Origin of the sequence: Rhodohalobacter sp., from assembly GCF_041686455.1 — a bacterium.
Classification (GTDB): domain Bacteria; phylum Bacteroidota; class Rhodothermia; order Balneolales; family Balneolaceae; genus Rhodohalobacter.
On sequence record NZ_JAWLDW010000004.1, the window covers coordinates 36,484 to 49,774 of the forward strand.

Annotated in this window: 12 protein-coding genes; 9 read left to right on the top strand and 3 right to left on the bottom strand. The window is 41.0% G+C overall.

The window, feature by feature from the left end; genetic code table 11:
* Positions 1 to 52 precede the first annotated feature (52 nt).
* Positions 53 to 1,513 (bottom strand): NADP-dependent isocitrate dehydrogenase, encoded by a 1,461-nt coding sequence (locus ACESM0_RS01140; protein WP_372902808.1) that lies wholly within the window; start codon positions 1,511 to 1,513, stop codon positions 53 to 55.
* Between the two features lie 98 nt (positions 1,514 to 1,611).
* On the opposite strand from ACESM0_RS01140, the gene ACESM0_RS01145 reads away from it, so the two are divergent.
* The 9 genes from ACESM0_RS01145 (at position 1,612) to ACESM0_RS01185 (ending at position 10,530) form a co-directional block, all read left to right on the top strand.
* A complete protein-coding gene (locus ACESM0_RS01145; RefSeq protein ID WP_372902810.1) occupies positions 1,612 to 2,514 on the top strand; it encodes a LysR family transcriptional regulator in 903 nt (300 codons plus the stop codon).
* A 147-nt stretch (positions 2,515 to 2,661) separates the two neighbouring features.
* Positions 2,662 to 3,579: a sodium-dependent bicarbonate transport family permease gene (locus tag ACESM0_RS01150; RefSeq protein WP_372902812.1), complete on the top strand. Its 918-nt coding sequence runs from the start codon at positions 2,662 to 2,664 to the stop codon at positions 3,577 to 3,579.
* A 1-nt stretch (position 3,580) separates the two neighbouring features.
* Positions 3,581 to 3,883, top strand: a complete 303-nt coding sequence (locus ACESM0_RS01155; RefSeq protein ID WP_372902814.1) for a P-II family nitrogen regulator — start codon at positions 3,581 to 3,583, stop codon at positions 3,881 to 3,883.
* Positions 3,884 to 4,005: 122 nt separating this feature from the next.
* A complete protein-coding gene (locus tag ACESM0_RS01160; RefSeq protein WP_372902816.1) occupies positions 4,006 to 4,917 on the top strand; it encodes a pseudouridine synthase in 912 nt (303 codons plus the stop codon).
* Positions 4,917 to 5,792 (top strand): alpha/beta hydrolase family protein, encoded by an 876-nt coding sequence (locus tag ACESM0_RS01165; protein ID WP_372902818.1) that lies wholly within the window; start codon positions 4,917 to 4,919, stop codon positions 5,790 to 5,792. Before ACESM0_RS01160 ends, ACESM0_RS01165 begins: the two co-directional genes overlap by 1 nt.
* 18 nt (positions 5,793 to 5,810) lie before the next feature.
* The gene (locus ACESM0_RS01170; protein ID WP_372902820.1) at positions 5,811 to 6,986 is read left to right on the top strand and encodes a tetratricopeptide repeat protein; all 1,176 of its coding nucleotides are present in this window, start codon (positions 5,811 to 5,813) and stop codon (positions 6,984 to 6,986) included.
* Between the two features lie 79 nt (positions 6,987 to 7,065).
* The gene (locus ACESM0_RS01175) at positions 7,066 to 7,842 is read left to right on the top strand and encodes a PhzF family phenazine biosynthesis protein (RefSeq protein WP_372902822.1); all 777 of its coding nucleotides are present in this window, start codon (positions 7,066 to 7,068) and stop codon (positions 7,840 to 7,842) included.
* Positions 7,843 to 8,646 (top strand): sulfite exporter TauE/SafE family protein, encoded by an 804-nt coding sequence (locus tag ACESM0_RS01180; RefSeq protein ID WP_372902824.1) that lies wholly within the window; start codon positions 7,843 to 7,845, stop codon positions 8,644 to 8,646.
* Positions 8,647 to 8,865: 219 nt separating this feature from the next.
* A complete protein-coding gene (locus tag ACESM0_RS01185; protein ID WP_372902826.1) occupies positions 8,866 to 10,530 on the top strand; it encodes a sensor histidine kinase in 1,665 nt (554 codons plus the stop codon).
* Positions 10,531 to 10,641: 111 nt separating this feature from the next.
* Here the strand turns inward: ACESM0_RS01185 and ggt are convergent, their stop codons facing one another.
* Entirely contained in the window at positions 10,642 to 12,348 is a 1,707-nt protein-coding gene (gene ggt / locus ACESM0_RS01190; RefSeq protein WP_372902828.1) for a gamma-glutamyltransferase, read from the bottom strand.
* A gap of 30 nt (positions 12,349 to 12,378) precedes the next feature.
* Entirely contained in the window at positions 12,379 to 13,290 is a 912-nt protein-coding gene (xerD, locus tag ACESM0_RS01195; protein WP_372902830.1) for a site-specific tyrosine recombinase XerD, read from the bottom strand.
* Between the last annotated feature and the right edge of the window lies 1 nt (position 13,291).

The following is a 13,291-nucleotide window of genomic DNA, read 5'->3' on the forward strand; positions in this document are numbered from 1 at the left end:
TGAAAAGCATTTCTGATAGCAAATGGACGACGGACTAACTGCTATATCGATTTTATTCACCTTGGCCGGACGAAAAGGCGGGTTCATTGTCGAACAGATAAAGGTTTTCCGTTTTAATGATATCTATAGCATGTTTGGTTAATCTTTTTTGAAGATCAACAACTTTGAACTGAGTGGCTTTCCCATTCATAGATTTAAATCTGCATCGCCAATGATCTGTACAAAAAGTTTCTGGATTACCATTTGGCCATACTTTTGTACCTCGATTTGTAATCATGGTCAGTTCAAACTCCTCACTGGCTGCGTCATTAAGTCTTTGAGCAAGTAGATTTATATTTTGGGGTTCCCAATAGATAAATACGTCCACTCCGGTAAGAGTCCTTTTTTGAGTTGCAGAAGGTTTATTTTCTGACCTGCTCAATTTTAATGCCGGGATCTGAAAATTAACGGCTCCGGATGTAGAAACTTTTGAAAGTGTTGCCGGCTTCTGTCCTAATCTCTCGATTACAGCTTGGGTGAAATCTTGAGTGGAAGCTTTGAGCTTGCTGTCGTTATTAAATATGTCAGGAGTGTGAATTCCATCTTCAAGAGTTTTAAGCCAGGCATTTTGAATATTATCCGCTTGAGTAAACTGCCCAAGATGCCTTAACATCATTACAGAAGCTTGAATGAGAGCCGAAGGATTTGCAATATTATGGCCGGCAATATCCGGGGCTGATCCATGAATTGCTTCAAACATAGCTGTTTTTGTTCCAATATTTGCTGAGCCCACCATACCCACTGATCCTGAAATCTGAGCTGTGATATCTGAAACAATATCTCCGTACAAGTTCGGCATAACTACTACATCAAACCGCTCAGGAGTGTCTGCTAGTCTGGCAGTTCCAATATCCACAATTAAATTTTCTGATTCGATGTGTGGGTACTCTTTGGAAACTGTTTTAAACACATCGTGAAAAAGACCATCCGTCAGTTTCATGATATTGTCTTTTGTAAGACAGGTTACTTTACTTCGGCCATTCGATTTTGCATACTCAAAAGCGTAGCGTACGATTCGTTCAGTACCGGGAAGGGTGATTAATTTAAGGCATTGGTATACTTCAAAGGTTTGTCTGTGCTCGATACCGCCGTATGTATCTTCTTCATTTTCGCGGATTACAATTACATCCATATCCGGATGTTTGGTTTTAACAAATGGATGGTAAGCCCTGCATGGCCTTACATTTGCAAAAAGGCCGAGAGTCTTTCGCAATGTTACATTTAAACTTTTCACACCGCCTCCCTGGGGGGTAGTAATAGGAGCTTTTAGCAGAATTTTATTCTTTGAGATTATGTCCCAGCTTTTATCTTCGATCCCCGCTTTAATACCTTTGTTATAAACTTTTTCACCTACTTCAATTGACTCATAAATGAGATTAGAATTAGCCGCATCTAGAATTTTTAAGGTAGAATCCATTATCTCAGGACCAATTCCGTCTCCGTGCGCCACAGTAATTGTTTTCGTAAAGCTCATTATTTTTTGTTTAAATGTTGAATATGCGGCGAAAAAATAGGGTGCTTTTTGTATAAATAATAATTAACATAAATGATTATAATCATAAGTTATCGTTTATGTCATTTACGCTACATCAACTGGACGTTTTTGCATCAGTGGCAAAAAACAAAAGCATTACCAAAGCAGCTAAAGAGCTATTTATGAGTCAGCCTGCGGTTTCAATTCAGGTAAAGAAATTACAGGAACACTTCGACATTGACCTTATTGAGGTAATAGGTAAGCAGCTTTACTTGACTGATGCAGGAGTTGAGCTCTATAACTCACAGAAGAAAATTAAGAGTGAGCTTAAGTCTTTGGAGATGGCGCTTGATGAATTAAAAGGGGTGATGAAGGGTAAATTAAGTATTGTGGTGGTGTCAACCGCGAAATATTTCATGCCTTACATCCTTGGAAAATTCAGAGATGAGTTGCCTCACGTACAGATATCTTTAAAAGTAACAGACCGAATTGAAGTTGCGTCTCAATTAAAAGAAAATGCATGTGACCTGGCTGTTTTTTCACAATTGCCAGAGGGAATAGCGTTGGAGCAGATCGGATTTTTGTCAAATCCATTGGTGCTGGCTGCTTCACCCAATCATGATCTTGCAAATAAAAAAAATATCCAGTGGGAAGATCTTAAAAAGTACGACTTTTTGATCCGGGAAACAGGGTCTGGAACCAGACTGGTGATGGAAAGTTTATTAAATCAGGAAAGCATTAATCCAAAAATTGTAATGGAGTTGAGTACGAACGAAGCTGTGAAACAAGCAATTATGGCTGGAATAGGAATTTCATTAGTGTCGCGATACAGCTTGCTAAATGAAGAAAAAATGGGCAAAATATCTGTTTTGGACGTTAAAGGTTTACCCTATGTGAATAACTGGAAATTGGTTTATCCCAAAGGTAAAAAGTTGAGCCCGGTTGCAAGGAGTTTCATTCAATTTGCAAAGAATAAAAATATCCACGCAATCATAAGTTGAATTTTATTCGTTTACCAATTTTTAGAATAGGGCTACTTCGCTCTTATATTTCCCGGTTTTTTTATTTAGTTTCGATGGTTTTAAGTTGAAAAAAATATAATACTGTTAATGGAATCTCTGCTATCAAATTTTACATCACCTATTGTGATGGCTTTTGTCTTGGGAATCGTTGCAAAAGTAGTTAAGAGTGATCTTGAATTTCCGCAACCTATCTATAAGGCCTTATCGATCTACTTGCTGCTTGCAATTGGATTAAAGGGGGGGGTTGAACTTAGCACTACGGCTTTTTCTGACTTCATTTGGCCAGTTGTTGCTACAATTTCCTTAGGTATTTTAACCCCACTCATTGCATATGCAGTATTGAGATATATGGGTAAATTTGATGTCTCAAACGCGGCGGGTATTGCTGCACATTACGGTTCTGTTTCGGCAGTAACATTCATAGCTGCTATCAGCTATGCTGAAAGTTTAGGAGACTCTCCCGAGGGTTTTCTTCCTGCCCTTGTTGCATTGCTGGAGGTGCCGGGAATTATTGTTGCTTTGATGATACCTCAAATTATTAATTCAGGTTCAGGTTCTGTTAAAAAAGCACTTCACGAAGTTGTAACAGGCAGCAGTATAATTTTGTTGCTTGGAGGATTGATAATTGGATATTTGGCAGGTCCTAAAAGTTTTGAACCGGTAGCCCCATTTTTTGTAAATGGTTTCCAGGGGGCTTTAGTGCTTTTTCTACTGGAACTTGGGATGATTACCGCACGCAGGCTCGGTGATTTGAAAAGAGCGGGCTTTTTCTTGTTGGGATTTGGAATAATAGTGCCTATCCTCTTTGGGTTTATGGCAGTTTTAGTAGGGCTCTGGTCAGGTCTAAGTGTAGCAGGCAGTTCTGTATTTGCCGCTATGGTTTCCAGCGGGAGTTACATTGCAGCCCCTGCAGCTGTAAGAATTGCATTACCAAAAGCAAGTCCTACACTTTACCTTACAGCATCACTTGGAATAACTTTTCCTTTTAACATTACGCTGGGTATTCCATTATACTATGTAATTGCAACTTGGTTTGGAGGTTAATATGAAGTTAACAGAACTGTTTTTGGTAACCATTATATCTGAGAGAATTTTGAGAGATGATTTGGTAGATCTGATCAAGAAAAATGGCGGTAAAGGATACACAATTACGGATGTTGAGGGAGAGGGCTCAAGAGGTACAAGGGTTAGTGATTTTGAAGGCAAAAATATCAAAATTGAAGCCGTGGTAAGTCGAGAAGTAGGAAATAACATAATCGATCAAGTTGCTGAACACTACTTCGAAAATTATGCTGTTATAGTATATGCAAACCCTGTAAAAGTAGTAAGGGGAGATAAATACATTTAGCCTTAAAACTTTTCGAGATTTAGCACACTATTGGAATTGCTAATCAGGTGCCATATGATTGTTATCTTTAGGCAGATTGAGCACCTTATAAAAAATTAGATTTAACTTTTTAGTTTAATAAAATGAAGAAAAAACGCCCGGAACGTCCACAGCGCCAACAAAGACCCGACAGAAAAAGAGGAAAGGAAGAGCCTTTCAGCCAGAAGAAAAGTACGTCCAAACCGAGAAAAGCCAAAAAAGCAAGAAAGGGCCCCGACAGGTCCAACCGGGCTGAACAGGAGAGTTATCTCAGGGATGAAATTCGGCTGAACAAATTTATTGCTCATGCCGGATTTTGCTCCAGAAGAGATGCAGACGAATATATCGAAGCCGGAAAGGTTAAAATCAATGGCAAAGTGGTTACTGAGCTTGGCACTAAAGTATCCGCGGATGACAAGGTTGAGGTTGATGGCCAACGAGTTTCACTGGAGCCATTTGTTTACATCTTGCTGAATAAGGGTAAAGATACAATCAGCACTACAGATGATGAAAAAGACAGAAATACCGTTCTCGACGCGATAGAAGACGCTACCGGCTATAGAGTGTATCCGGTAGGTCGACTGGACAGAAATACTATGGGACTTCTGGTTTTGACAAATGACGGTGACCTGGCTCACAGGCTGATGCATCCGAGTTACAAGGTGAAAAAAACATATGAGGTGGAAACGGACCGAATTTTAACGGATGACGAGCTGATTGAGATGAGAAATGGAATTGAGTTGGAAGACGGCCCTATTCAACCGACAAAGGTTCAAAGAAGTGGATACAAACCCAATATTATTATCATCACGGTGTTTGAAGGCCGGAATCATCTGATCCGACGCATGATTAATTATTTTGATGCAGAAGTGAAAAAGCTAAAACGAGTACGTTATGCAGGTTTAAACGATAAAGACATGCGGGTGGGAAGATGGCGTTATCTCAAACAGAAAGAGATTAATGATCTTCGGAAACTTGTTAAACTGGATACACTTGATTTCAACAAAGAGGGCTGATGAAAGCAAGTAGAGTAGATAAAAAATCCGGCGCTGTAGAATCAGAGGGAGGATTGCCGATCTATTACGATCTTTATACTCCCTTCTCAGCTTCAGGATCCTCTCTGCCACTCATCATTTTCATTCACGGCTTTAAGGGATTTAAAGACTGGGGTGCTTTTCCCGATGCATGCGAAGAGCTTTCAAAGGTCGGTTTTGGGGTGCTGGCAATGAACTTTTCCTACAACGGGGTCGGTAAAAACATGATGGATTTTGATCAGCTTAACCTGTTTGAAAAAGAGACCCTCAGCAGGGACTTGGATGATGTTGGGATAATCATTGAAGCCGTAAAAAGTAAAGAAATCACGTCTGATAAATTTGTTTTGGATTCGGACCGAATTGGAATTATCGGCCATTCCCGAGGTGGACACACAGCTGTAGCAGCAGCAGCAGAATATTCAGAAATAATGACTCTGGTGACCTGGAGTGCAGTGGCCAATTACAATGATCGCTGGAGTGACAGCATGATTGACGATTGGAAAACGAAAGGCTACACAGAGATCAAAAATTCGCGCACTAATCAGATCATGAAAATTGGTAAAGAGGTGTATGATGATGCCTTAGCCAACGCAGACCGTCTGATGGCGATAAAAAGGGTTGAAGAACTGCATATCCCCTCGATGTTCATTGCCGGAAAGGATGATGAAGCTGTGCCATACAGCGAGTCAGAAAAGCTTTACAGAGCTTGTCCGGCTGATCAAAAAGAGGTACGTCTGATTAATAATGCCGGCCATACGTTTAATGTTGCTCACCCGTTTGAAGAGGAGAACTTTCCAAAGGCATTTGAAGAAGTGCTTGATTTGACGGAAGGTTGGTTTCTGAAAAATCTTAAGTAGCATCTACAGTTTTCAATTATGCGTCTTCTGACCTCTAAACTTAACGGTTTGGTACTATTTATTCTATTTAGTCTGCTAAGCGTGTCTCAATCTGCCGGGCAAACAGCGGCTCTTATCGAGAATGAAAACTTCAAAGTTGACGCGCAAGCGGCCATTGACTCTCTTTATAATCAAAATCAAGAAGGAGCCAGGCTAATTCTCGAGCCCTGGATAGAATCACATCCTGATCACCCTTTGTGGACATTGTGGGATGGCATGGAGTTGTGGTGGACGGTGCTAAACGATCTTCACAACACAGAGCACGATGAAGAATTCTTCAATGTGATGAAGAAGGCAGACTATGAAGCTTCGAAATTACTAAGAAGACATCGCGATCATCCTGATGCACTCATTATCCGGGCGACTGCCAACGGATACACGGCCCGCCATTATTCAAACAGGGAAGAGTGGCTGACGGCAGCCAATATTGGGCGAAAAGCCTATCAAGCCTATTCCAGGCTCATGGAAGTGGTTCCCGGTTTAGCGGATAACACCTTTGCAGAGGGAATGAAACGGTACTATGCCGCCTACATACCTGAAAATTATCCGGTGGTGCGTGCGGTTTCATGGTTTTTGCCTGATGGTGACCGGGAAGAGGGGCTCAAACAGTTGGAAATAGCATCACAAGAAGGCGTTTTTGCAAGACCTGAGGCTACATACTTTTTGGGTAATATTCATTTGAACTACGAAAGTAACTACAAGAAAGCTCTTGGTCATTTTCATGAATTGGTAAACCAATATCCTAAAAATACATTTTATAGCAGGCTTTATACACGAACTTTGAATCATTTAAAACGGTACAGGGAGGTCATCGAATTTGCAGAAGCGATTCTTGAAAAGAGCGCAAATTTACCTGAAAAGGACAGAAATATTTTAGAGGAAGAGATTCATTACTGGCTGGGGCTGGCAGAGTATCAAATGGGTAATTTAGATGAGGCACGGGATTCTTTTAAAAGATCATACGATATAGGAAAACAGCTTCCAAATCCGGGGGGGCGTCCCCTTCAGGCTCTCTCCGCATATCAAGCCGGAAGGACAAGTGAGAGAATGAATAATTCTGAAGAGGCGGCTCAATATTATCAGAAGGTTTTGGAACAGGGGAACAATGATGAGGCAAAACGTATGGCTCGTCAGCGAATAGAGGTGTTGAACTAACTTTCTGTACTTTTGTAATTTTGGTTACAAAGTGTAATCCTCATTTCTATTTTGTACATTTTGAGAAAAAGATCTACAGATGAAACTTTTTCAAGTTGACGCGTTTACAGAACATATTTTTTCAGGTAATCCGGCTGCTGTCGTACCTCTTACTACCTGGCCTGATGTTCGTACTTTGCAGCAAATAGCATCGGAAAACAATCTTTCAGAAACAGCTTTCTATCTTCAGAACAAAGATGGATCCTATCGTCTTCGGTGGTTTACACCTACAACCGAGGTTGACCTCTGCGGCCACGCTACGTTAGCTACAGCACATGTGCTTTTTGAGCATGAAGGGTACAACGAGAAAGTGATTCGTTTTGAGTCAAACAGTGGCCTGCTGACTGTTGAAAAACGAGACGATCTCTATTGGATGAATTTTCCATCACAGCCACCGGATAAAATTCCGGTTCCGAAATTAATACCCGATGCATTGGGAACCATTCCAATTTTCACAGGAATGAATGTGGATTTGCTGGTATTGGTGAGTGATGAAGAGACTGTTGCCAAAATGAGACCGGATCTTAGAATTCTGGAAAAAATGGAGGCACGAGGTATTATTGTTACTGCACCGGGGAAAGATGTTGATTTTGTCAGTCGATTTTTTGCTCCTTCGGTGGGTGTGCCCGAAGATCCTGTTACGGGTTCGGCACATACACTATTGACTCCATTCTGGTCAAATAGGTTATCAAAAAAAGAGTTAGTGGCTCGGCAGCATTCAAAGCGGGGTGGACAAATTCATTGTATACAGCTGGGTGATCGAGTTGAAATTGGCGGGTCGGCCGTCACTTATATGACAGGATCAATACAGATCTAAATGTTTATTTTGCTGCTCATTTTAGGGGTGATAGCCGGAATTATTGCCGGTTTTTTTGGAGTAGGCGGAGGTTTACTTTTTTCACCTATTCTATTTTTTCTTTTTACAGCGCTCGAAGTGAGTTCACCTGTTTCCTGGACGATAGGTTCATCCCTATTTTGTACATTTATTGCAGCTTCAAGCAGTTCCATACAGCAAAGAAACCATAGAAATGCTCATTGGAAGGAGGGAATTATAATTGGATTATTAGGATCCCTGGGGGTTTATGTTGGAAAAAGTATCGTTACCAGCAGTTTTTATACAGAGGATGTGTTTGTCTCCTTTTTTGTGATCTTGCTGATATTTGTTTCAATCCTATTCTACCGGAGGAGTAAATCGAATGTAACACTACAATTAAAAGCCAAAAATCCGGGTTTGCTCAAACAATTTGGAGCCGGCGGTTTTGGCGGATTGATTTCGTCAATGGCAGGTGTAGGGGGCGGAGTCGTATTGGTCCCCATTCTCAATCTCTGGTACAGACTCTCCATTTCAAAAGCCATTAGTATCTCATCTTTAGCAATTGTCTTGATTTCACTTTCAGGGTGGCTTCAATTTGCAATGTTATCCGGTTCACCTGAAGGAGTTACCGCCTTTACACTTGGATATGTCGATTTTGGAACAAGTTTACCACTGGTTGTGGGAGCTTTTTTCGGAGGCTTTCTCGGTGTGAAACTCAATAAAAAAACGGCAGCAAGCAGAGTGCAAATGGGTTTTTCTGTTTTAATGATTGCCGTAGCACTGTCGATGATCTGGAACTTGCTGTAAAACACTGCTTTGGTAGTTTTCAGATATGAATAATCACACACAGTGATTGTAACCTTACCGTATACTCGAATCCCCCTTACTTTTAAATAACTAGCAATTTTAAGAGGCGCGCCGGTATTAATCCGTTATGCCACAGATAGTATTAGAATATTCAACAGTATGTGTGCTGAAACGTTTTAAAAATGATATATTAAAATATTCTAATAAAATAAAGGGCATATGACAGAGAAGGGCACTAAAAATGGAGAAAAAAACTACTATTGGAATCCGGTAGCACTAGATCAGCTTTTAGGAAAACTAGAGAGTGAAAAACTGAAAGTTATAGCAACCATAATAGGATGGGTTGTTTTGATAGGGTTATCAATCTATTCGGTTTTGTCAATGATACCTGAGAGTTGGGTAGCAGTGAATGTAGATCAGGTAAACGTTATTACTTTTTTTCTAATCTATCCACCGCTTATCATTGGATCACTGCTGTTGTTCTGGTTTGGTTTTGAGTGGGGGTTTATTCCGGTATTTCTCTCATCTTTTGTAATTGCCTTTTCTGCCGAAATGCCCATTGAGTGGTCATTGTTATTTGCGTTCTCATTTGTTCTGGGACTTGGAATTTATGCATTGGCATATCACTGTGTCCCGGCATCCATCGATCTGCGAAGTATTAAAAGTATTGCATTTTATACGGTGGTTTCACTGGTTGCAGCTATGGCAAGCTCGCTGGGTTCCTTTGTGTGGAGTTTAAATCAGGGTATTGATGCAGTTCTGACCGTCAAGATTTGGAATGGCTGGTGGACCGGCGCATTTTTTCAGTCAATTTTGATTATAGGGCCTCTTCTATCCATATTTTCACCTGCTATTCTAAAATTGAGAAATAACCATTTGATGAAACCTACTCCAAGGCAAGAAGTTACACTTGGGTGGATCTATGGAGCCATATCTTCTGTGGTTGTAGTTGTGCTTATGTTTGTAGTAGGGGGACGGATTTTAGGAAATCGCGGAATTACCGAGGCAGTTGTGAACTCTGAAGTAATAGTCGCAGAGCGAGTTTTTCAGGCAACAGAGTCGTATCAACTCATTTTTTGGATTTCAATAGGTATAATTATAACTGTCGGTCTTACCGGTATTTATCTGGTCTCCTCATGGAATAACAGTTTACGTGATGAGGTTACAAAACAGACTTCAAAGCTCGAAAAACAAAAGGTTGATTTAGAAAGAGCAGTATCTGAAAGAGACCTTCTACTGAATGAGATTCATGGCAGGGTTCAGAATAACCTCGGTATTATTCTGGCTCTCTTTGAGCTTCAGCTGAAACGCACCGGGGATGATTCATTGGTTGAAACGCTAAGAGATTCCAAATCCAGAATTAGGGCTATTTCTTTACTGCATGAACTCCTTTCCCAAAGTGGAAGTCATAATTCACTGAATTTAAAATCTTATGTGATCAAATTATCGAACCGGCTTGAGCAAGATTATCGCAATCAGAATACTGGGGCTAATATTTCACTTCATGCCGGTGATCTGCTTATGGACTTGGAACGTGCAGTTCCTGTGTGTATGGTTATAAACGAGATTTTAAGTCAGGTTTATGAAAATGTATATGAAAATGATGTAGAAGGAGTGGTTAGTATCGATCTCTACTCAGATACGGAACAGTTTTATATTGTGGTTCGGGAAAATGGACAGTTACCACCATATTTGTTCGATTGGGAGAACAAAACAGAGCTGAGTATGAAATTGGTTCGTTCGCTTACCAAACAAATTAAAGGAGAAATGATCCTGGATGATCATAAAAACTCTATCGCAATTCTCTTTCCCATAAACCCGCTGGAAACAAATAAAAGCTCAGTTGTGATTGAGGAAGAAAAGATAGATTCAGAAGCGGGTTAATGAACCTGAGTTAGGGATAAGAATTTAGAAAAAGAAATTTCTTCTGTCTTAGTAATAAAGTGAATTCAAAATATAGCTAAATTCATTTCCTTTATATCGTACTTACATTCTTTAATACCCCGCTACATAGCCATCACCCCGACTGTCCGAAGCTCCGCTCATTACACTGCCTTCCTCATTAATCATGATGATATGAGTGAGTGCTATATTGCCAATTTTTTGCACTTGATGACCATATGATTCCAATTTTTTAACAGTATCATCCGAAAAATAAAGCCCTTCAACAAAAAGCCTGTCCGGTAACCATTGATGATGAATTCTGGGAGCTGCAATAGCCTGCTCGGCATTCATTTCAAAAAGAGCCATATTCAGAAAATTCTGTAGTGTAGCGGTGATGATTCTGGGTCCGCCGGCACCGCCTCCTGCAAAAACCGGCCTGCCGTTTTTAAGAGCGATGGTCGGACTCATACTGCTCAACATGCGCTTTCCAGGTTCAATGGAATTGGCCTCTGCCCCGATCAACCCGAACATATTGGGTTCTCCGGGTTTCGCTGAAAAATCATCCATTTCATTATTCAACAAAAAACCTGCATCGGTTACGGTTACGAAACTTCCGAAGGACCCATTCAGTGTAGTGTTTACGGCAACAACATTTCCATATCGGTCTGCTACATTAAAATGGGTGGTTTCATCACTTTCCAATACGCTATTGACTTGACCTTGAGTAACGGAGTCACTCGAAGATGCTAATTCAGGATTAAAATCAGATATACGATTCGATAAATAATTTTCATCGAGTAGCTCTGAAAGCGGAATTTCAAAAAAGTCAGGATCTCCAAGCCAGTAATTTCGATCTGCAAATGATCTGCGTAACGCTTCGGCAAGTCGATGAACATAATCGGCGCTGTTGAGGCTATAGTTATCAATATTCATTTCGGCCAACATGTTCAGTACTTGCTTGATAACAACACCGCCACTGCTTGGGGGTGGCATCATAAATAGCTCGTAATCATAAAACTCCGCTTTAATGGGTTCACGCCACACGCTTTTGTAATCTCTGAGGTCACGCAGGGTTATGATACCGCCAACACGATTCATCTCTTCTACAATTAAACGGCCGGTGAGTCCGGAGTAGAATCCTCTGCGCCCCATACTGGCAATACGTTTCAATGTTTCTGCCAGATCTTTTTGTATAAACCGATCTCCGGCTTCCCATGGAGAACTATCCGTTTTGATAAAAGCTTCCTTAGATCCATCAAATTCACGCAGTCGATCGGCGGCCCGGTTTAATGATCGGGCGTGGGAGTGAGTTAAAATGTATCCTTCCTCAGCTAGTCGAATGGCAGGCTCCATCACAATTTCAAGAGCCAAAGTTCCATATCTTTCCAATGCTGTAACCATTCCGTCAACTGTACCGGGTACACCCGGGGCTAATCCCCCAATTTTACTTTTATCACTAACAAATTCTCTTTCATCATCCAGATACATATCTCTCGTTGCTCTGGACGGTGCTTTTTCTCTGAAATCCAATGTATTAATTTCTCCATCATCGGTGTGAAGTACCATAAAACCCCCACCACCAATATTACCGGCCCGGGGAAGTGTGACTGCCAGAGCAAATTGTACGGCTACTGCAGCATCAATGGCATTCCCTCCTTTTTGAAGTATCTCGAGACCGGCCTCAGAAGCATAGCGGTCGGCAGAAGTAACAACGCCATTTTGATAGTTTTCAGGCTGGCTTACCTGGGCTGTGGAAAGATCTTGTTGCGAAATGAAAAAGAGAGCGGATAGAAGCAGCGTGACCAGAATTCTCAACATGGGACGAAAGTTAGATTATTTGATGTGTTTTTAGGCTCGGGGGTGAAAATCTTTGTGCACCTGATGCAGTAATGAACGATCAACGTGAGTATAAATTTCAGTTGTAATGATGGAGGTGTGTCCAAGCATCTCCTGCACAGCTCTAAGATCTGCACCCCCTTCAAGCAGATGAGTGGCAAAAGAATGTCTAAATATATGGGGATAAACATTTTTTTCAATATCGGCTTTTTGAGCATACTTGTTAACAATATTCCAGATACTCATCCTTGTGAGAGGCCCCCCTCGCTGATTCAGGAATATTTTATTTTCTGATTTACCCGGTTTTTTGGGGTTTAAAAATTCTTTCCGTGCCGTTTCGATGTAGTGTTCGACAGCTTGTTGTGCGATTTCACCTACCGGAACCAATCGCTCCTTGTTTCCTTTTCCAACAACGCGAATAAATCCGATTTCAAAAAAAAGGCGGTTCATTTCCAGATCGGTTAGTTCGCTAACCCGCATCCCGCTTGCGTAAAGAGTTTCCAGGATTGCAGCATCACGTATACCTGCAAATGTAGTTCGATCTGCCTCATTGATAATGGCTTCAACCTCATAAGGATTCAACACCTCAGGTAGTTTTTTTGCTTTTTTAGGCAACTCAATGAGTTCGGCCGGATTGGCATCAGCCAGCTTTTCGACTACAATAAACTCGTGAAAACTGCGAATACTGGAAATATTTCTGGCGATCGTACTCACGGCCAGCTCCATATTGGTAAGCTCTTCGAGATACTGCTCAATGTGATTCAGCGTAATGCCATCAAGGCCGGAAATTTTTAACGAATGGGATACAAAATGAAGATATCTGCGAAGATCATTTTCATACGAGAGAGTCGAATTTTTTGTCAAACCTTTTTCAAGTTTGATGAACTGTAAATATTGCTTCAGTTCAGACTCGAACGCTGCCATC

Excerpts from the sequence above, each read along its gene's own strand:
- ACESM0_RS01140 (WP_372902808.1), bottom strand. The coding sequence starts at position 1,513 with ATGAGCTTTACGAAAACAATTACTGTGGCGCACGGAGACGGAATTGGT.
- ACESM0_RS01145 (WP_372902810.1), top strand. The coding sequence starts at position 1,612 with ATGTCATTTACGCTACATCAACTGGACGTTTTTGCATCAGTGGCAAAA.
- ACESM0_RS01150 (WP_372902812.1), top strand. The coding sequence starts at position 2,662 with ATGGCTTTTGTCTTGGGAATCGTTGCAAAAGTAGTTAAGAGTGATCTT.
- ACESM0_RS01155 (WP_372902814.1), top strand. The coding sequence starts at position 3,581 with ATGAAGTTAACAGAACTGTTTTTGGTAACCATTATATCTGAGAGAATT.
- ACESM0_RS01160 (WP_372902816.1), top strand. The coding sequence starts at position 4,006 with ATGAAGAAAAAACGCCCGGAACGTCCACAGCGCCAACAAAGACCCGAC.
- ACESM0_RS01165 (WP_372902818.1), top strand. The coding sequence starts at position 4,917 with ATGAAAGCAAGTAGAGTAGATAAAAAATCCGGCGCTGTAGAATCAGAG.
- ACESM0_RS01170 (WP_372902820.1), top strand. The coding sequence starts at position 5,811 with ATGCGTCTTCTGACCTCTAAACTTAACGGTTTGGTACTATTTATTCTA.
- ACESM0_RS01175 (WP_372902822.1), top strand. The coding sequence starts at position 7,066 with ATGAAACTTTTTCAAGTTGACGCGTTTACAGAACATATTTTTTCAGGT.
- ACESM0_RS01180 (WP_372902824.1), top strand. The coding sequence starts at position 7,843 with ATGTTTATTTTGCTGCTCATTTTAGGGGTGATAGCCGGAATTATTGCC.
- ACESM0_RS01185 (WP_372902826.1), top strand. The coding sequence starts at position 8,866 with ATGACAGAGAAGGGCACTAAAAATGGAGAAAAAAACTACTATTGGAAT.
- ggt (WP_372902828.1), bottom strand. The coding sequence starts at position 12,348 with ATGTTGAGAATTCTGGTCACGCTGCTTCTATCCGCTCTCTTTTTCATT.
- xerD (WP_372902830.1), bottom strand. The coding sequence starts at position 13,290 with ATGGCAGCGTTCGAGTCTGAACTGAAGCAATATTTACAGTTCATCAAA.